General features: G+C 59.4%; 16 protein-coding genes. 6 read left to right on the top strand and 10 right to left on the bottom strand.

Translation table 11 applies throughout. The annotated features are described in order from the left end of the window. Nucleotides 1-52: 52 nt before the first annotated feature. From ASF70_RS02990 to ASF70_RS02970, 5 genes are read left to right on the top strand one after another with little or no spacing between them, the layout of a single operon-like run. Nucleotides 53-703, top strand: a complete 651-nt coding sequence (locus ASF70_RS02990) for a DUF2291 domain-containing protein (RefSeq protein ID WP_062577304.1) — start codon at nucleotides 53-55, stop codon at nucleotides 701-703. Continuing rightward, nucleotides 700-2,253, top strand: coding sequence for a sugar ABC transporter ATP-binding protein (locus ASF70_RS02985; protein WP_062577302.1), 1,554 nt, complete (start codon nucleotides 700-702; stop codon nucleotides 2,251-2,253). Before ASF70_RS02990 ends, ASF70_RS02985 begins: the two co-directional genes overlap by 4 nt. Next, on the top strand, nucleotides 2,250-3,314 hold the full coding sequence (locus ASF70_RS02980) for an ABC transporter permease (protein ID WP_062577300.1): 1,065 nt from the start codon (nucleotides 2,250-2,252) through the stop codon (nucleotides 3,312-3,314). The genes ASF70_RS02985 and ASF70_RS02980 overlap by 4 nt, the downstream gene beginning before the upstream one ends. Nucleotides 3,315-3,316: 2 nt before the next feature. Further along, a complete protein-coding gene (locus tag ASF70_RS02975; RefSeq protein WP_062577298.1) occupies nucleotides 3,317-4,354 on the top strand; it encodes a Gfo/Idh/MocA family oxidoreductase in 1,038 nt (345 codons plus the stop codon). Then, complete coding sequence (locus ASF70_RS02970; RefSeq protein ID WP_062577296.1) at nucleotides 4,351-6,225, top strand: hypothetical protein; 1,875 nt, start codon at nucleotides 4,351-4,353, stop codon at nucleotides 6,223-6,225. Before ASF70_RS02975 ends, ASF70_RS02970 begins: the two co-directional genes overlap by 4 nt. 177 nt (nucleotides 6,226-6,402) lie before the next feature. Here ASF70_RS02970 and ASF70_RS02965 read toward each other — a convergent pair whose 3' ends face one another. The 3 genes from ASF70_RS02965 to ASF70_RS02955 all read right to left on the bottom strand — a co-directional run bounded on the left by ASF70_RS02965 (nucleotide 6,403) and on the right by ASF70_RS02955 (nucleotide 8,948). Then, complete coding sequence (locus tag ASF70_RS02965) at nucleotides 6,403-7,665, bottom strand: type II toxin-antitoxin system HipA family toxin (RefSeq protein WP_062577294.1); 1,263 nt, start codon at nucleotides 7,663-7,665, stop codon at nucleotides 6,403-6,405. Beyond that, entirely contained in the window at nucleotides 7,662-7,889 is a 228-nt protein-coding gene (locus tag ASF70_RS02960) for a helix-turn-helix domain-containing protein (RefSeq protein ID WP_062577529.1), read from the bottom strand. Before ASF70_RS02960 ends, ASF70_RS02965 begins: the two co-directional genes overlap by 4 nt. Before the next feature lie 147 nt (nucleotides 7,890-8,036). Beyond that, nucleotides 8,037-8,948: an HNH endonuclease gene (locus ASF70_RS02955; RefSeq protein ID WP_062577292.1), complete on the bottom strand. Its 912-nt coding sequence runs from the start codon at nucleotides 8,946-8,948 to the stop codon at nucleotides 8,037-8,039. A 158-nt stretch (nucleotides 8,949-9,106) separates the two neighbouring features. Here ASF70_RS02955 and ASF70_RS02950 point away from each other — a divergent pair, with 158 nt between their 5' ends. Beyond that, a complete protein-coding gene (locus ASF70_RS02950) occupies nucleotides 9,107-11,455 on the top strand; it encodes a hypothetical protein (RefSeq protein ID WP_062577290.1) in 2,349 nt (782 codons plus the stop codon). Between the two features lie 132 nt (nucleotides 11,456-11,587). On the opposite strand, the gene fhuB is transcribed toward ASF70_RS02950, so the two are convergent. The 7 genes from fhuB to ASF70_RS23410 form a co-directional block, all read right to left on the bottom strand. Further along, entirely contained in the window at nucleotides 11,588-13,558 is a 1,971-nt protein-coding gene (gene fhuB / locus ASF70_RS02945) for a Fe(3+)-hydroxamate ABC transporter permease FhuB (protein ID WP_062577288.1), read from the bottom strand. Continuing rightward, nucleotides 13,555-14,445 carry an iron-siderophore ABC transporter substrate-binding protein gene (locus tag ASF70_RS02940; protein ID WP_062577286.1) on the bottom strand — a complete coding sequence of 297 codons (891 nt, stop codon included), beginning with the start codon at nucleotides 14,443-14,445 and terminating at the stop codon, nucleotides 13,555-13,557. The genes fhuB and ASF70_RS02940 overlap by 4 nt, the downstream gene beginning before the upstream one ends. A 13-nt stretch (nucleotides 14,446-14,458) precedes the next feature. Then, nucleotides 14,459-15,271, bottom strand: a complete 813-nt coding sequence (locus tag ASF70_RS02935) for an ATP-binding cassette domain-containing protein (RefSeq protein ID WP_062577284.1) — start codon at nucleotides 15,269-15,271, stop codon at nucleotides 14,459-14,461. Nucleotides 15,272-15,288: 17 nt separating this feature from the next. After that, nucleotides 15,289-16,155, bottom strand: a complete 867-nt coding sequence (locus tag ASF70_RS02930; protein WP_062577282.1) for an alpha/beta hydrolase-fold protein — start codon at nucleotides 16,153-16,155, stop codon at nucleotides 15,289-15,291. A gap of 151 nt (nucleotides 16,156-16,306) precedes the next feature. Further along, nucleotides 16,307-18,430: a TonB-dependent siderophore receptor gene (locus ASF70_RS02925; protein ID WP_062577281.1), complete on the bottom strand. Its 2,124-nt coding sequence runs from the start codon at nucleotides 18,428-18,430 to the stop codon at nucleotides 16,307-16,309. Between the two features lie 474 nt (nucleotides 18,431-18,904). Then, nucleotides 18,905-19,411, bottom strand: coding sequence for a DUF427 domain-containing protein (locus ASF70_RS02920; protein WP_156461730.1), 507 nt, complete (start codon nucleotides 19,409-19,411; stop codon nucleotides 18,905-18,907). Between the two features lie 217 nt (nucleotides 19,412-19,628). Beyond that, on the bottom strand, nucleotides 19,629-19,926 hold a 298-nt coding region (locus ASF70_RS23410), incomplete at its 5' end, for an EAL domain-containing protein (RefSeq protein ID WP_156461746.1).

Genomic DNA, 19,926 nt, shown 5'->3' with positions numbered 1-19,926 from the left:
GCGCGCACCCCGCGGGCTCTCCGAATTCTTCCAGCGAAGTGGAGTGCATTCGATGCTGAGGATGAGAGGCGTTGTGATCGTCGCCGTGCTCGCGGCAACGCTGCCTGCGTGCAAGATTATAAAAACGCCGACCGCCGAAGAAAAGGCCGCAGAGGCGGCGAAAACCGCATTCGATCCGGCAGCCAAGGTGGACGCAGTCTGGCAATCACAGGCAGTTACGTTTCTGCAGGGCCGTGCAGCTGATATCCGTGAGGTCACCGACCTTGCAGCATCACGACCGGACGAAGCCGGCCAGAAGTACGGCAACCCGCGCAAGCAGGCGAGCGCCCCCTGGACCTATGCCGTCAAGTTTACCGGCAAGGTGGTTGCCGCCGACACCCAGTCACGCGCCGCTACCCTCGACGTCGACACCGATGGCGATGGCAAGGCGAACGCCAAGGTTCAGATCGGTCCTGCCATCCGGGGAACGGCGCTGCGCGACGCCCTGGAGTTCGTCAATTTCAATGAATTTAAGAACCAGATCGAATGGGCGCAATTCGGCAAGGCATTCAACGAGAAGATCGCCACCGATTTCCTAGCAAAAGTTCCGCGCGACGGTCTGACGGGCCGGAACATCTCCGTCGTGGGCGCTTTTCCCCTGCCCGCATCAGGACAGTTGCCGCTGATTACGCCGTCCGCGCTGAACCTGGGTCAACCCGAATGACGGCGACCGGCATCGAACACAACCCGGAGGTGATCCTGCGCCTCGACGATGTATCAAAGGTCTATTCCGGCATCGTCGCCGTCAAGCGCGCAAATCTCGAACTGCGGCGCGGCGCGGTCAATGTTCTGGTCGGCGAAAACGGAGCCGGCAAATCGACATTGATGAAGATCATCGCCGGCGTCGAGCGCCCGACGCTGGGCCGTATCATCCTTGACGGCGAGCCGGTGTTCTTCAGCAGTCCCGCCGAAGCCCAGGCCCACGGCATCGGCATGATATTCCAGGAACTCAATCTGTTTTCCAATATGAGCGTTGCCGAGAATATCTTTGCGACGCGCGAAATTACCCGCGGTCTGCGTGGCATCGACCACGCGGAGCAGGTCGCGAAAGCCAACGGCTTTCTCAAGCGGCTCGATGCCGGCATCAGTGCAGAGACCATGGTCGAGGATCTGCCGATCGGTCAGCAGCAACTGGTCGAGATCGCCAAGGCGATGTCCCTCAACGCCCGCATCCTGATCATGGACGAACCGACGTCGGCGCTCTCGGCGGCCGAAGTCGAGATCCTGTTCAAGGTCATCAACGAACTGAAGGCACAGGGCGTTGCCATCGTCTACATCTCGCACCGGCTGGAAGAACTGATGCGGATCGGCGACTACATCACCGTCCTGCGCGACGGCCAGATCACCGGCCAGGCGATGGTCAAGGACATCGACACGAAATGGATCGTGCGTTCAATGATCGGCTCGGACGCGAAGGATTTTGCCCGCGCGGTCGATCCCACCATCGGCGATGAGGCATTCCGGGCCGAAGGCGTCAGCCTCGCGCGCCGCACCGGCGGGCTTGCGGTCGATGATGTGACGCTGTCGGTCCGTGCGGGCGAGATACTCGGCATCTACGGACTGATGGGCGCCGGCCGCAGCGAATTTTTCGAATGCGTGATGGGCCGGCATCGGCACGCCACCGGCAAGATCTTTATCAACGGCCGGGAGGTCCGCGAACGCGACACGACGCGGCGTATAAGGCGCGGACTTGCGCTTATCCCGGAAGACCGCCAGCGAGAAGGCCTGGTGCCGGTCTTGTCCATTGCCAGCAACCTTACGCTGGCCAGCCTTCGACGGTTCGTCCGGGTATTTCACGTCGTTGAAAGCGCAGAAAAACGGGCGATCAAGGCGATCATTCAGGATCTGTCAATCAAGGCGCCAAATCCTGACTTCGAAGTCACCTCAATGTCGGGCGGCAACCAGCAGAAAGTGGTGATCGGCAAGGCATTGATGACGTATCCAAAAGTGCTGCTGATGGACGAACCGAGCCGGGGTATCGATGTCGGCGCCAAAGCCGACGTATTTCGAACCATGCGCCGGCTGGCCGGCAGCGGCCTTGCGATCCTGTTTTCGACCTCGGATCTCGAGGAGGTCATGGCGCTTTCCGACCGGATCGCGGTGCTGAGCAACGGTAAGCTTGTTGCCGTTTTCGACCGCCATGGGGTCACGGAAGAAGCCATCGTCGCGGCTTCGGCCAAGGGGCATACACAAAAAAGGGACCACGCGTCATGACTGCAGACACCTCCACCGCAATCCCCGCGACGCGATCGAATGGTTCCTGGCTCCTGACCCTGATGAAGCTGAGAACATTCATTGCGCTTTTTGCAGTGATCATCTTCTTCTCGATTTTCGCACCGAACTTCACCTCGACGGCCAACATGATCCTGATGTCGAAGCACGTCGCGCTCAACGCCTTCCTGGCGATGGGTATGACGTTCGTGATCATCACCGGCGGCATCGACCTGTCGGTCGGGTCGATCGTGGGCTTGTGCGGCATGGTCGCCGGCGCCCTGATACTCAACGGCGTCGTTCTGCCGATCGGCTACACGATCTACTTCAACATCTACGAGATCGTTATCATCACGGTGCTGGTCGGCCTTTTCATCGGCCTGATCAACGGGTTGCTGATCACCAAGCTCAATGTCGCCCCTTTCATAGCGACCCTCGGAACGCTTTACATCGCTCGCGGCATGGCGCTGCTTTCCTCCGACGGCCAGACATTTCCGAACCTCGTCGGTCGCCCGGAGTTTGCAACGACCGGTTTTGAGTTTTTGGGCGCCGGCCGAATTCTTGGCTTGCCGGTATCGATCTGGATGCTCGTCGTTCTGGCCCTGATTGCCGCATACATCGCGCGTTCGACACCGATCGGGCGGCACATCTTCGCGGTCGGCGGCAACGAGCGCGCGGCCCGCATGTCGGGCATCCGCGTCGATGTGGTCAAAATCTTCGTCTACATGTTCTCTGGCCTCTGCGCAGCCATCGTCGGTCTGATCATCTCTTCGGAGCTGATGGCAGCACATCCGGCTACCGGCGAAAGTTTCGAGCTGAATGCGATCGCGGCTGCGGTTCTGGGCGGCACATCGATGTCCGGCGGTCGCGGCACGATCGGCGGCACCATCATCGGCGCTTTCGTCATCGGCATCCTTTCCGACGGGTTGGTGATGATGGGCGTTTCGTCGTTCTGGCAGATGGTGATCAAGGGTCTTGTGATCATCATCGCCGTAATTGTCGACCAGGCGCAGCGTCGCCTCCAGCAGCGCGTCACACTGATGCAGATGGCAAAGGCAGGTTGAGCATGACGGATCAGCTACGTGGCGCCCTGATCGGCTGCGGCTTCTTCGCAGTCAACCAGATGCATGCCTGGCGGGACGTGACCGGTGCCGATATCGTGGCGATCTGCGACCGCGATCCGGCCCGCCTGGAAATCGTGGGCGACCAGTTCGGCATCGAGCACCGCTACAGCGATGCGGCCGCGCTGTTTGCTGATGGCGGCTTCGATTTCGTCGACATCGCCACGACGGTGCAGAGCCACCGGCTTCTGGTCGAGATGGCCGCTGCGCACGGGATACCCGCCATCTGCCAGAAACCGTTCGCAAAAACTCTCGCCGACGCCAAGGCCATGGTCGAAATTTGCAAGCAGGCCGGTACTCCCCTGATGGTGCACGAAAACTTTCGCTGGCAGACGCCGATCCAGGCTGTGCGCCGGGTGCTTGATTCAGGGACGATCGGCGAGCCCTTCTGGGGCCGGTTTTCATTCCGATCCGGCTACGACGTGTTCTCCGGGCAGCCATATCTGGCTGAAGGGAAACGTTTCATTATCGAGGATCTCGGCATCCACACGCTCGACATCGCCCGCTACATTCTTGGCGATGTCGGCGCTCTTTCGGCGCGCACCCGCCGCGTCAATCCGGCGATCAGGGGCGAGGATGTGGCAACGATCCTGCTGGACCATGAAAACGGCGCCACATCGATCGTCGATGTCAGTTATGCCAGCAAACTCTCGACCGAGCCTTTCCCGGAAACGCTGATCGAACTCGACGGTACCCACGGCAGCCTACGGCTTTCGCAAGGTTATCGCATGGAGGTCACAAGCCCCGGCGGCACCGAAATCTCGGACGTATCTCCGAGCCTTTTACCCTGGGCATCCCGGCCTTGGCACAACATCCAGGAAAGCGTGTTTGCCATCCAGCAGCACTGGACGGATCGGCTCAAGGCCGGCACCGAAACGTCCACGTCGGGCGCCGATAACCTGAAGACCTTCGCCTTGGTGGAAGCCGCCTATGCCAGCGCGGCGAGCGGCCAAACTCTGAACATCGAGGCGCTCCTGCGATGAGTATCGCGCCGGATCATTTCGCGCTTTACGGCACCCATGCCCGTGAGACGCCGCCGGTCCGGCTGACTGCCGGTAAGCTTTCCGTGGATCTCTCAAACGGCAATCTGCGCAGCATCACGTATGACGGCGTGGAGGTGCTTCGCGCCATTTCCTACCTTGTGCGGGATCGCGACTGGGGAACGTACAACCCGGACCTGACGGATCTCGACATCCTGCCGCGGGATGGTGTCTTCACGGTCGCGTACTCCGCTTGCTACGCGGGTCCGGCCGGAACCGAACTGACGGTTCGTGTGTCGATTTCGGGCGACGCTTCAGGCAGTTTGACATTTTCTGCCGATGCATTGTCATCGACCGGTTTCGAGACCAATCGCTGCGGATTTTGCATCCTGCATCCGATCGTGGGTCTGGCAGGATCGCCGGTGACCGTTGCGTATGTCGACGGCCGGTCCGAAGAAACCTGCCTGCCTGATCTGATAGAACCCTGGCAACCCTTCCAGAACATGCGGGCAATCACCCATACGGTCCTGCCCGGCGTCGTGGCCGAATGCAGGATGGATGGTGACACGTTCGAGATGGAGGATCAGCGCAACTGGTCGGATGCGTCCTACAAGACCTATGTTCGCCCCCTGGCGCTGCCCTGGCCTTACACAATCGAGCCATCGCAAACAGTGGCGCAGGCGGTAACGCTCACCGTCAGAGACCATCGCCCTTCCGCATCTGCGCCAGTGAAGAAGTCTTCGGCTGCCAGCGTCGTCATCACCCACGGATCGAAGACAGGCACATTCCCGAAAATCGGCCTGATCATCACCCCCGAAGAGGCAAAATCCACACTGCGGCAGGCGGCCCTTCTGGCACAGGTCGCACCCCAGGAACTGCTCTTTCATTTCGATCCGCTAGCGGGACACAACGCGGACTGCTTTATCGATTTTGCCGCCATTTCCAGGCTGCATACCGGCACGATCACCCTTGAAATTGCACTCGCCTGCCAGCAGCCACTCACGGACGAGACCGTCGAGATCGCCGAATGGATGCAATCGGCCAGGTTTCGACCCAACGCGGTTGTCATCTCGCCCGACGTGGATCGGCAATCGACGCCACCCGGCAGCACCTGGCCGGAATGTCCACCCCTGGAAGAGGTTTATGCGGCGGCGCGCAATGCTTTTCCGGGCATCAGGCTTGGGGGCGGAATGCTGAGCTACTTTACCGAACTGAACCGCAAGCGCGTGCCGGCCGACAATCTCGACTTCATCAGCCACTGCACCAACCCCATCGTCCATGCGGCCGATGATCTGAGCGTAATGCAGACCCTGGAAGCCCTGCCTTTCATCACACGATCCGTGCGCGAGATCTACGGCGACAAGCCCTACCGTATCGGCCCTTCGACGATACCCATGCGCCAAAACCCCTACGGTAGCCGGACGTTGGACAATCCGGGCGACAGACGCATCGCCATGGCCAGTACCGATCCCCGTCACAACGGATTTTTTGCGGCGGCCTTTGCCATGGCCTATGCGAGCGGGACCCTCGATGCCGGGCTGGAATGCTTGACCCTCTCGGCGTTGACGGGACCTTTCGGGCTGGTCGCAGGCAGGAACGAGCCGACACCGGAAGGTGAAGCACGTCCGCTATTGCGCATCGTACACGCGCTTGCCGGATTGGCCGGTCGAACCTGGAAGCAATGCATCTCGTCCGACCCGACGCGCCTTCTATGCTTTGAAGCGCAGGTTAGCGAAACGTCGTCACTCTGGTTGATCAACATTACCGCGGAACCGGTAACCGTAGATCTGACGGAATGGGCTGGCAGCGATCACTGTCGGGCAGGAGTGCTGATCCTTGCACCCTTCTCGACCGAGCAGATCGCAAGGGTCTGATTGCAGACAGAATTCAGCATCGTTTCCGTAGTTTCGCTGTCAGCGGAGCAGCGGCTAAGGAAGCGTCGGAAAAGTTGGTCTGAGATATAGGATAGGTGGCGTGCGCCTTGAAAGGATTCGAACCACCGACCCGTTGGGCGAAGGACAAAGCGCTGGATATCTGTGACCACTCAAAATTTAAGAGACCTGCTCCGTGACCCGCTGCAATGAACCAGCCCGGCTTGAGATGACCTTGCGAATTGCGCCCAGGATGGGATGACTGATCCCCTCGTCTGCCAACTCTGCAACAAGGACATCAGCCTCGGTCACAATCCTTTCCGCCATTTGGGCAAGATCGCGGACGAGGATGCGCTGGGAAGATTTGGTTTCGGGCACAAGTGTCGTCCAGTGCTTCATCTGGATGGTGTCGGGCAAATCGCGGCCACCAATTTTCATGGCGAGCCTCTTTGACAAGCGGGGATAAACGGCCGTGCAAACGACATCGTAGATCGGTGCCAGATCCGTTGCATCTGAGCCATAAAGCAGGGCGTTGTTCTTGCCGTGAGCATCGGCATTGCCGACGAGATAGTTGAAGATCAGCATGCGAATGAACTGTAACCGATCCGCGACAGGTCTAGCGCAGGCCTGGTCGATCAGCCTGAGAGCATTTTCTGTCCCCGGTCCGCCCTCGGCCTCATACTTCAGCTCCGGCGGGACGCTAAGGGCCTGGCAAAAGTCTTCCTGGTGTAGGCGCTCAATGATGCCGTTTGCAGCTTTCGTCCGATCATAACGCTCAACCAGGAGAAAGGCAGTCGCCCCGTCTAGGCGTATCTCGACATGGGGTACCGGCAGCTTGAGGCGGGCAGCCAGCCGCATACAAAAATACTCGTTCTCCACCGTGCCTTCCAACGCCTGGATGACCGGTTTCAAGATATGGGTCGTTGGTCGACCATCTCTCGCCAAGGCAATGGAATCTCCATCGACAATGACCGCCAGTTTATCCTGCGCGCCGGCGAGCGATAAGCGAATGCCCTCGTCTCCACCAAGCAAAGGCCGGGTCCGCAACCTGCTGAGAATTTCATCCAGACGTTCCGAAGTGAGAAGTTCGGCTTGGGACTGGCCGGGAGGTTCGGGCGCCGTGCCGGCGGGATAGAGTGACAAGGCACCTGCGCATTCACCCCCGATAATTTCCAGTAGCCCGAAAGCATTGCCTGCCGAAAGGCCGAGCGCGCCGGCTAGGCGTTGCCGTGCGCCTTCGTCCGGCAAGAGGCCGGAGAAAAACGGGCGCACCACCTGATCACCAAATGGCTTTTCTTGCAGGGGCATCGAGAACGAGATCGCACGCGATCGCTGGTCCAGGAGATACGCGCCGTCATAGGCAAAAGTCAGCAGGCCGTCGTCAAGCCGGCCGAGTACGCCCGCCTTGATGTCGCGAAAATAGACGTCCAATACCCGGGTCATGATCGCGGGCCCTGGCGACGCCCGACCGAAACAACGAGGCCCAAACCAGCCAGGACTTGCATCGCACGGCCAATCTGGCAGCTCTCTTTGCCGGCCTCGAGTTCACGCAGAAACCGTACGCCCACACCAATCACCCCGGCGAGTTGCTCTTGGGTTAACCCTTGCTGTTTGCGCTCCTGACGGATCAGCATGCCGAGGCTTTTTGTATCTTTGACCTTTTCCATAATCACCCCTATCGGGACGACTATATCATCAGACGGCATGAAGTGAAGTCAAAAGAACCGATCGGGATGATTTTAGGATTATTGGCGCCAACTGACCGAAATAGACCCGATCGGGATGAAACTACAACGCCAGACTTACCCTGGCGCTCACTGCTTGAAGCAGTTTTCACGGTGCCATCTCAGGAACTGGGGATGCGGCCGCTCGAAGACCCTGCTAGGCACGATCGCCTTCCCAGTCTTGTTGAGGAGTCCTTGAATGCTGTCAGGATCATTCGCCTTACGCGATATCAGGATATCAAGATCGTCCGAAAGACTAATCAGACCGCGATCAAACATCCAGTGTGCGGTACCCGAAAGAGCAATTCCGTTGGAAAGAATGTCAGGCCCGCTCGCTTCCACCGGCCGGATATGTGCGGCGTCGACCTCCGCCCGGCCACCACCGTTGATGAGCTTCAATCCCGTGATGGCGCATCGTTTGTCATAGGCGTGAAGAACGAGCCGGCGAAACAGCCGATTTCGAACGATCCGCGACGAGAGTTGCATAACCCGGTCGCGCTCCTGCTCGAAAATGAACGGCGCTTGAGCTTCATCTGCAAATCCATCGACCGCATGCGTCACCCCCGGCTCATCCAGCCGAGGCAGTTCAGGCTCATGCTCGTCTATGCCAATCGATACGATGCGGTTGAAATCTGCTGCGGACATCGGCCGCACCGCAGCCTGTGCCCTGCCGGAAATACGGCCCTCTTCATTCAGCACGCCCCGCTCTATGACACCGTCTGGTCCACTGAACGGAACGGGATTGATGAAGTCGAGATAGCTGCCGTGTTCGATCAGCGCCAGATACATGCCGGGCGCCTTCAGATCAGGAATTACGCTTTCAACCTTGGCGACAGCAAAATATCCGCGGGTCGCAGCTACTTTCCGAGGCTCGTAGTAGACGATCCAGTCACCCACACACGCCTGAACACGACCGAGATACTGGCCCGGGAACTGGTATTGTTCAGCCGGGCTATCGTCGTAAATCGAATCTGACCGGTGAATGAAGACCCCGAATCCCATCTGCAACCTTTAGCATGAGGCTCCTGATGCTTCATTTGAAATCTGGGGACCTCAGCCTGGCCCAAAATGCTCGCCACTGCGGCAATACCATTTGTTAAATGTCCACTACTATTCCCGCCCGCCCTCGACAACGGTATCGAGAGAAACGGAATAAGAGTATGGCAACACACGATCTTTCGATTCATCACTTTCAACGAAAAATCTCGGATTTCTGCGAGGTGCGCATCTTGCCAATCGCCTCACAGCGAGTTCTGGACAGCATTCGGCCCTATCTCATAGATCTTGTCGTCCACCGCCGGCCACCACCGATCGTTAGTGGCCGTATGGATTGGACGGCCATTGGCGAGGCATGCGGGATCGAAAACCAAATGACAGCCGATTTGAAGAAGGCGCTCCGTCCGGGACTGGACGCGATTATCCGCTGGCTCGGAGAACCGCCTGCCGCCGATGACATCCAGCCAACGAAAACACGCATGAAATTGCGCAATGCCGTTCGGTGCAAGGTGGAAACTGCGACGCGTTCCAGACCGCGACAGATCCTCTCCGACAAGACCCCGGCTACCTCTTCGTCAGTGCCGAGGGGACCACAATCGAAACCAATCAGTCCATTCCCTGAGCCATTGTTTGAGGCGACCGATGATCCGGCGAGCTTTAACGATGCGCTCGTTTATCACATGCGCCGGTTCGGCGAGAGCTACTGGCAACTCTACCGCGCCGTCGTTCGCCTGGGCGAGACGTTCGATGACAAGACTCTGCTGTCGTGGGTTCAGGGCGAGCGTGTGCCGCGATCTCTGACGAGCTTCGAGATCCTGTCCCGTATCGAGCGGCGCTACCGACTGGGACAGGGCTATTTCAAAGGGAAGCTGCCGCACCAATCCCGCTCTCTATACGGCCATGATATGGGCGACATCAGCGCTGCGGAGCGGCGACGACTTGCATGGCATCTTCCGGACAATTTCAGCAGCTTGCCGTTCTCCAAGCGGGAGGAAATCATCGAATGGGTGCGCCGGGTCATCATCTCGGGCTCAACCGACTATCGTCGCTATCAGGCGGCGGCAAGCAAACAGCGTTACGCAATACGATTTCCGGGGATCACCTATGGCGGAGGCACCCTGTCTCCACGACCACAAATGAACCCGGACAGCACGAGCCACAATCCCGAGGCCTTTGAAGATCCTGATCTCCTGTCCGGCGTCGTCGATGCGCCGCCGCGGTTGGCTATGGAGATGGCCGATCTGATCCGCTTCAAGACATCGACGCTGACCGCAATCGGCTTCCAACGAAATGGCGTTTGGGGAGAGGAAACCGCATCCCAGAAGGTCGAGCATCTCGGCCTCATGTTCGGTGCACTCGCTGCCTCACCCGCCAGCGTCGTCAAAGGGCGCGGTGTGCCGCTCAGCCAACTAACCTTTGGCCTGTTGATCTTCCCGGGCGTCTGGGACTGGTACCTCCAATGGCGGGAGCAGCGCCGCGGCTTCTATACCAAGTGGGAAGAAGACATGCTGATGGTGGCGCAAGCTCTCACGCGGGCGGAGGTGGGCTGGATCCGCCAGCATCCGGAGCTCCTAAAGAAGGTTCAGCCAATCGAAGGGCTGATCGCGCCAGAGGAGATAGAATTTGCAGCACGCGACTGGCACGGCGCCTGCGACGCATTCCACCGGCATGCTGGCAATCGCTCGAAGGAAATCCAGCGTGTTATGCGCGTGCACCGCGATCCGTTCGAGCCGATCATGGTGGTCCTCGAAGCAGACAGCCCACTGTCGGAATACCGCAAGATCACAGATGAGATCCTGAAGCGTATGCCGGATGAAAATCGCTATCCTCGAGCAGCAGCCGAAGCGGTCCGCTCTTTCCTTTTGCTTCGCCTGGGTCTTCATCTTGGGCTTCGACAAAAAAACCTTCGCCAGCTTCGTTTGTGCCCGCGTGGGCATTTTCCGACATCAGAGCGGCGGCTGGAGGACATGAAATGTGGTGAATTGCGCTGGAGCGATCGGGAAAACGGATGGGAGGTCCTCATCCCATCAATCGCCTTCAAGAACTCAGGCTCATCATTCTTCGGACAAAAGCCGTTTCGCCTGATCCTGCCGGATTTGCTCGACCTCTACAAATACCTCGAGGCCTATATCGATCGCCACCGAGGTATGCTGCTTGGTTCGGCAAAGGATCCCGGCACCCTGTTCGTCAAGACGGTGAAGACAACCAGCCTGGACGCGGCATACGATTCCACCAAATTCTATGAAGCCTGGCGCACCGTGATCCAACGCTATGGCATCTACAACCCCTATACCGGCCGCGGCGCTATTAAGGGCCTGCTGCCGCACGGACCGCATAATCTTCGGGATATTCTGGCAACCCATATCCTAAAGCAGACCGGGTCATACGAGCAGGCGAGTTATGCCATCCAGGACACACCGGATGTCGTTCAGCAACACTACGGTCGCTTCCTGCCGCAGGACAAAGCGGCACTTGCGGCGAAAATCCTCAATCAGGTTTGGAAAGCTGCATAACCACTCGGATGGATGGCTGATCCAAATCGCCCATGCAGATGCAAACCAATCCCCACATCTGCATGGGTGATGCCGGTCGTCTTCGCCGTGAGCGGGTTCGAACCTACGACCTGCATCCCGCCACGAGAAAATCTATCTCCCTTTACCCAACAAAATCATCAAGCACGGAGCGCCTATCAGAGCTGAGACGAGCCCAGCCGGGATTTGGTAGGGTGCTACAGCCGTGCGACCAATCAGATCTGCTAAAACCATCAGTCCCCCGCCAATCAAGGCAGCGCCTATCATCTGCGGCAGAGCGCGCTTCAACCCGGCCTCCCGCGCCAGGTGCGGTCCCATCAGGCCGACGAAGGAGAGCGGACCAACTGTGAGGGTCGCAGCCGCAGTCATCAGCCCCGCGAGGCCGAACAGCGCCAATCTCGAACGCGCCAGCTGGACGCCGACTGCCGATGACGGGGCCGGCCCAAGCGGCAGGATATCGAGCCAACGCCGTGCTGACAGAGCAATTGCAATCAGCACAGCTCCGATTGCCAGTTCCATGGTGGCTGTCTGGCCGTCCACCATATAGGTGGAGCCGCTTATCCAACGCATCAGCAGCACCGCTCTCGGATCGCCGGTGGAGCTCAGCACGCCGACGACAGCATCCACCATTGCACTGAGCGCTATGCCTGCCAGCAGGACCCGCTCCGGCGCGAAGTTCGACCGCCTCGAACTCAGCAGAATGACAGCGAGCACCGTGATCGCGCCGACGGCTGCAAAAGCGAACTGCCCGACAAAGCCGGGCGCAACGGCGAATAACGCGATGGCGACGCCAAAGGTGGCACCGGCGCTAATCCCCAGAACCTCTGGGCTTGCCATTTCGTTGCCGGTCAACCTCTGCAGGATCGTTCCCGCAACACCCAGCATCGCGCCGGATGCGAGCGCTGCAAACACCTTGGGTGTGCGGATAGCGAGGATGTCGTTGAAAAACTCGCCGGAAGGCACAGACCAGACGCCGCCAGGTCCGCGCCCGACAAAAAGGCCAAGCGCAACAATAACCACGACGCTCGCAAGGGCGACCGTTGCTGGTTTGCCCACGCCCCATCGGCGCTGCCGCTCGTGCACCGCCGCCGCGTGCTGGACCCGGTGACGCACCCTCAGCCACGGTAGCAGCGCCAGGAGCAGCGGCGATCCGAAGATTGCGGTGACTGCGCCGGTCGGAAGAAAGTCTCCGAGACCGCCCGCAACGAGTTGCAGCACGGAGTCGGCGAGGAAGAGAAGTGACGCCCCGATGAGCGGAGACCACAGTATCAACTGCACCGGCCGGCGCGCGCCCGAAAGCCGCGCCAGCGTCGGCGCGACCAGCCCGATAAAGCCGATGACGCCCACGGCACTGGTGACAAAGGCCGCAAGCGACACCGCGCAGGCAACAGCGACGATACGAAGGCGCACGAGTTTGACCCCAAGCGAGGACGAACTGCTTTCCCCCAGATCGAGCAGCGACAGCGGCCGGATGACCAGGATGCAGACGATTGCGACGGGGACAATTTTCCAGATGAGCGAGACCGGAATGACCCAGCTCTGCTGCGCCAGTGATCCTGCGCCCCAAATGAACAGGCTCGCGAGGTAGCGCTGGTTCAAATAGATGAGGATGGCCGAGAGGCCGCCGCACCAGAGGCTGAGCACGAGACCGGAAAGCACCAGGGAATACGGCGAAAAACCTCGTCGAGCACCTAACCCGATGACGATGGCGGCAGCCGCCGCACTTCCCACCAGGGCAACGAGATCGCGGCCGGCGCCCAAGAGTACCGGCACGAAAAGCGAGGTCACGACCAGCGCAAGATTGGCGCCGGCCGAGACGCCGAGCGTCGTCGGGTCGGCCAGCGGGTTTCGCAGCACCTGCTGGAACAGCGCGCCCGACAAAGCCAGCGCCGCGCCCGCCAGAAGTGCCGTGGCCAGCCGCGGCAAGGTAGAGTAATAGAGCACCATCCGCTCGATGTCGTAGCCCGGCGCTACCGTTCCCGAGAGCGCCGGCTGAACGAGAAACCAGGATGCAACGCATCCGCCGCAAATCAGCAGGAAAACGACGACGCCAAGCCCGAGATTATCGCGACGGAGGGCGGTCATGCGTCATGGTCCAGAACGTCGGTCACCAGACCGGCAAACCGCATCGCCTCGTTGACCATGCCGAACATCAGCGCCGGCGGAACGACCGAAACGTGTCCGGGCCGGGAAAACGGCAGCGTCTGCCACAGCGGGCTTTCAGCAAGTCTTGGCAACACATCGGGCGGCACAGGTTCAAAGATGATCAGGCGGGCTTCCCTGTCTGTAATGGTCGAAAGCTTCTCGATGCCGATCGTCTCGAAGCCCCAGTAGTTCGATTGACGGGTCCAGGCGTTGCGTATCCCGATGCGCTCCAGCGCGTTGTGGAACAGGCCGGGAGCGGAGTAGATACGGGCGTGCCGGGCATCCATGAACGACGCCAGTGCAACCGGTGGAAGGGTTCTCCCCGCCAACCGTGCGCGGCAGCTCTCGAAGAATGCATCCGACCGCGTCAGGAATTGCTCCGCCTCCTTTTCGCGGCCAAGCCCGGAGGCCAGTTTGCGCGTCGCCGAAATCGCCGCCGGCAAGATGGGACCGCCGTCGGGCGTGAAGATCTCGAGCCGCAGGATTTTCGCGATCGGCTGGAGCCTCGGCAGAAGTTGGTCGAGATAGGGCGTCGTCAGGATGATGTCCGGCTTCAGCTGGATGAGGACCTCAAGATCGACCTCGTGGGAGCTGCCGATATCCACAACCGAGCTCGGCATTTCGGGCTCGACGACCCATTTGTTCCAGTCGGCGAGATCGGAAATGCCGACTGGCTGCACCCCGAGCGACAACAACGTCGACGCCAGCCCATAGTCGAGGCTTACGATCCTTTGGCCGCCCGCACCCGCCAGCAGCGGTGCCGGTATGGAAACCGCCGCGGCCGCGGCCGCTGCGCCATTCAGCAATGAGCGCCTTGAAATCTGCATCCCGTTTCGAACCTCAGCAGGCATAGGCAAGCGGATGCGACAGGTGGGGAGCCGAAATCACCTTCATCTCAATCCCGTAAATGGCATGAAGCGTTTCGGGTACCAGGATTTGGGCGGGGGTTCCGCTTGCGACCAGCCGTCCACCTTTCAGCGCATGGATGCGGTCGCAAAAGCGTGCAGCCATGTTGATGTCGTGCAAAACGATGACGACGCTGCGACCGTTCTCATGCGCGAGACGTCGTACCAGCGACAACACCTCGATCTGATGCGCGATATCGAGTGCCGCGGTCGGTTCGTCGAGTAGCAGGCAGCGTGCGTCTTGAGCGATCAGCATGGCGATCCACGCCCGCTGCCGTTCTCCGCCGGAAAGCGTTCCCACCATACGATCGGCAAATGCTTCGGTATGCGTGGCAGCGATCGCTCCCTCCACCTTCTCGCGGTCGAGGGCAGAAAAGCGACCGAGCGCGCCGTGCCACGGGTACCGTCCGCATGCGACCAGTTCGCGGATCGTCATATCCGACCCTGTGCCCAGATCCTGCGGCAGGTAAGCAACGGACCGCGGAAAATCATGACCGTGATAGCGCCGAACGTCGCGGCCGGCATAGGCGACAGATCCAGCGGTGGGCGTCAGCTGCCGCGCAAGGATTTTGAGGAGACTGGATTTGCCTGAACCGTTGTGGCCGACAAGAGCCACCACTTCGCCTTCCGGGAAATCGAGGCTTACGTCCGAGAGGATGGCATTCCCTTCGATCACAAGATTGACCCCGTCGACTGCGAAGGCGTTCTGCGTATCAGGCGCGTCCTGCACGCGCTCTGCCATGACCATGTCGCCTGCTCCTCTTGTCACGAATTCGGACGCCGGAAGGCGATGCCAATGGCGCGGTTGACCGCGGGTCCGACCACGGACATATGGGTCTCGCCGGCGAAAAGCTCGAACTGCGTCCGGATGCCGTCCGCCGTGCCATCCAGCCGATCAGCCATTTCCTGCGCCAGCGCAACCGTCCTTTCGGCTTTCCTCCGATCCAGGCGGACGGCCGCATCCTCGTTCAAATACTGGAACGGCGCGAGTTCCTCCCCCTCATATTCTCCGGCGGAAAGATGCAGCATCACGTCGTTGCCAGCGACCATTTGGCGACGCGCCTCGTTGTTGAGGATCTCGCTGCCTTCCCAGTAAATGGTCGGGCTCGCAGCAATCCAGTTGGCAAACAGGTCCGGCTTTTCGAACAAGGCGTAGAGCGTGAAGAGGCCGCCGAAAGAATGCCCGAAGAGCGATCGCCGTGCCGGATCGAGCAGAACCAGTTCGGCCAGCCGCGGCAGCAATTGCTTGTCGATGAAATCAAGCAACTCACCGGATCCGCCGATGCGCACAGGAGGTCCGCTCTCGACATAGGGCGGATAGGATTTGACCGGCGGGGGCCCAAGATCCCACGCCCGTCGCATGGCATCATAGGGGGCGTCGGTTGGATAACCGATCGCCGCGATAACGCCCCAGTCGACCCCAGTTCCGGTTGGATAAGGCGCCTGTGTCACCAGGCTTGCGAAAGCGAAGGGAAAGTTTGCATTGCCGTCGGTCATGACCAGAAGCGGCCAGCCCCCGACGGGCGCCTCGATAGCCGGCCTGAACAGGAAGATGCGATAGGGCTCGCCGCCGGTCTCTGGCTTCAGGTCGAAATAGGTGGTGCCCGGCAGGCAGTAGGCCTGTTCAGTCATGCTAATCTCGCAAATTGTATGGCGCTTGCAGGCCGAGGACCGCATTGTCCCGGCTCTGACGGATAGTCCACGGACGGACCCGCGCAGGCTGCCCGTACCTCTCGAGAGCAACAAGACCCCGAGCGGTTTGGTCCATCGTATCTGACGCCTATCACCAATTGTACTTCAACGAACCGACTACCGTTCGCCCCTGACCGAAGTAGCAATAACCGCCATTGCACACCTGCTCCTCGCGGTTGGCAAGGTTCGTTGCGCTGACCATGAGCGAGAGGCCCTTCAGCTCCGGCGACTTGGCAGCGAAGTCGTAAGAAAGGGAAGCATCAAGATAGCCAACGCCCGCGTTTTTCGCCGTGTTGTAGTCGTCGGTGTAGGATGTGCTCACTGCACGAACGCCCCCGCCGATGCTGAGGCCGCCGATGACGGAATCTTCCGGCACAGCATAGTTCACCCAAAGCGAGGCCGTATGCCGCGGAGTTGTCGTCGGCGTGTTGCCGACGAGCGAACCATCGAGATTGTCGGTGATTTCCCCGTGGGTATAGGTGTAGGCGGCAATCACGCTGATACCGTTGTCGAACTCCTTCCGGCCCTCGACCTCGAATCCGGTATAGGTATTCTCGCCCGAATTCTTGTAGATATAGAGCGGACCGGAGACGCCGGCATACTGGGGCTTACCGGTTTCGACCAGGTGGTAGACAGCGCTGCTGAGCGAAAAATTGCCGCCCTCCGGCTGGTATTTGATACCGGCTTCGATCTGGCGGCCTTCCGTCGGATCAAGCACGCCACCCCCGGCGGAGCGCTCGGTCGATGGCACGAAGGAAGTTCCGTAGCTCACGTAAGGGGCAAGACCATTATCGAAGAGATAAAGCAGCCCGACCTGGCCCGACAGGGCACCCTCATTTTTCTCCGCACCCGTACCGGCGACTTTGTCCTTGGTCTCCTGATGCAGCCAGTCGTAACGCAGACCCCCCACGAAGCGCCAGTTTCCGATCTCGGCCTGCTCCTGCGCGTAGATCCCCGTCTGGCGAAGGTCGTTGCCGGTAAAGCCCGTGAGCGCCGGAGACGGTGCGTTGCTTATCTCCCCCGGCAGCGTGGATCCATATCCATCGGCAAAGTCGGAAGTGACGCCCGTGTAATCCAGTCCCCCAAGAACAGTATGGGACACAGCACCAGTGTCGAACTTGGCCTGTAGTTGGTTGTCGATTTGGTAGGCCCGCACATCTTCAGTCACCGCGGCGGTGCCCCAAGGCGCGGCCGGCGCACTGAACATCGTCGTACGGTCAACATAGCGCGCTTCGAGGTCGAGGTCGCTGACACGTGCGTTCTGCCGAAACGTCAGACCGTTTTCGAACTCATGTTCGAACTGGTAGCCAAGCTGGTACTGGCGAACCTTTTGATAATCGTAATCCGGATCGCTTACGCGGAAGATCTTGCCGTCGTTTTTGAAGGTCCAGGCACTGGCCTCTCCCTCGCTTTTCTGCGCCAGTCCGTACACCGTCAGCTTCGTGCTGTCGGTTGGCGCCCAGGAAAATGATGGCTGTAGCAGGTAGCGGTCGTCCGCGATTTCATTATTGGTTTCTCCCTCACGGGCCAGCCCAACGACGCGGTAGAACAGATCTTCACTTTCGCCAACCGGACCGCCAAAATCGAAGGCGGCTTGCTTGCGACCAACCGTCCCGTATTGCACCTCGACCTCGTGATGGGCTTCCTCAATCGGCAATTTGGAAATCTTGTTGACGATGCCAGCAGCGCTCGCGGCCCCATACATGACAGATACCGGACCTTTGAGCACTTCTACTCGATCGAGCGTATAGATTTCGGTTGTGAACGTGCCGTAGGTCATCACCGGCTGGCGCAGGCCGTCGCGGAAATCGCCGCTCGTGGTCGTCTCGATACCACGAATATAGACCTGATCGAACCGCGGATCGAAACCGAAGCCACCCGTGTTTACGCCGGAACTGTAGCGCGTTGCCTGGATCAAATCGGTTGCGCCACGTTGTTCGATTTCCTCGCGGGTCACCACCGAAATCGAGCGCGGCGTTTCGACGAGCGGCGTATCTGTCTTCAAGGCAGTGATCGCCCGCGTCGGTACGATCGTATCGTTGTCTTCGCCGATGGTTTGCCCAGCGCCTGTAATGACGATTGGGGCGAGGGTCGTATTAACAGGAGCCTCTTGCGCAATTGTCGCACTCGGCGCGCAAACAACCACTAAACCGACAAAGGCAGTAGAGTGTTGGAGCATGCGGCAAAAAGGATGCCGAGTGAACAAGAACGTCATTGCCTGACCCTTTGTCTAAAAACAAAAATATCGCAGCGACCCAAGAGGTTGCGGATTCGAAGGTGTCGCGAAGACAGCATTACGCTGCCACGGGGGCCACCTATAAAAGCCAGATCTCGCGCAATCAATAAATGTGGAGGCGTTTTGTCATGTATTGTGAGATCGTTGTCAAAATTGCAACAGGCCTCCGCAGATCGTATTGTGTCTGAGATCCGGTCACTGACAACGGACTTTCAGCCAGGTCGTAGTAATCGAAAATAGCCGGTCAGCTTGCAGATCTCGAAAAGATTTGAACTACCAAACCACTATCTCTGGCACTAGGAGATGACGGCGAACAATGCCACTTAGCTTTCGAGCAAGCGGTATGAGCCGAAGCGCCTCAAGCTGGTTGAGGGTCTCTAAGTTAACTCTGCCGTATATCGCTCCGCAGTATCGCTCATCTATTCCGAGCCTACTGGACCTGGTATGGCCCATTCACCAACGCTCAGTCCCAGGCGGACCTTTGAACGGGCCAGCAAAGCCTGAGGTAATCCATCCGCCGTAGAACGTCCCGGCCTGGGGCACTACGGCCTCGCCGTCTACGAGGCACAAGTCCATGGCCTGCGGATAGAAGGCTATGAAATCCTTAATCAGGGCAAAGGATGTCGTGGGATGCGGATAGGCCCAGGCTGCGTTCCTGCTCATTTTGTCGCCCGATTGAATATCGAAATAGCGCGCCTGTCCTTTCCACTCGCAGATCGACCTACTGCTGCTTTCGCGGAGCAAAGAGAGATCTACGTCTGCGGGCGGAAAATAATACGTCGGCGGATGACTTGTTTCGATCGTGCGCACTGCGGCCGTGGTCTCCGCGAGAACGTGGCCGTTGTAGATGATTTTCAAATGATTGTGTACCGGCTGGGCGATGCTCGGCCTTGGGAAAGACCAGACACTCTCCTGCCCGGGCAGGCATGGGTCTGGAACGGGATGAATAAGCGTTACCATAATGTCCTCCAGTCCGAGCCAGCATGCAGCAGCAGCGGTGAATTGCAAGGCAGGAACAGCTTCGCAGAATGGCTATATGGCTCGTTCTCGTACGTGGCCGTCGCAACAAGACGCTTTGAAAGGAATCGAACTCAAGGCCTGGCGAGGTTGCCGAACATAGGCTGGGTTTGGTCGTATCAATGCCGACAGGCTCCAAGCTACTCTTACTGCTTGATACCTAGCCTACGCGGCTCTTCATCGTATCGAACGGTAACACGTTGATGGATTGAAGTTGGTCTCCCGCTGCGGGTCGGCCAAGATAGTACCCTTGTAGCTGATGAATGCCGTACTGCTGCATCAGACGCTGATGCTCGATAGTTTCTACCCCTTCGACAAGAATGCGTGTTCCGCGATTGCGAAGCAGACCGATGATGTCCAACATCATTCGTCGTCCTCGCTCCGTGTTGCAGTCATGGAGGAAGGACCGGTCGATCTTGACGGTATCGAATTCAATGAGACGCAGCCACGATAATCCG

The sequence above is a fragment of the Rhizobium sp. Leaf321 genome (assembly GCF_001423215.1).
In the GTDB taxonomy this organism is placed as follows: domain Bacteria; phylum Pseudomonadota; class Alphaproteobacteria; order Rhizobiales; family Rhizobiaceae; genus Neorhizobium; species Neorhizobium soli.
Note: the sequence above shows the minus strand (reverse complement) of the source record. Positions and strands in the feature narration are given on the sequence as shown.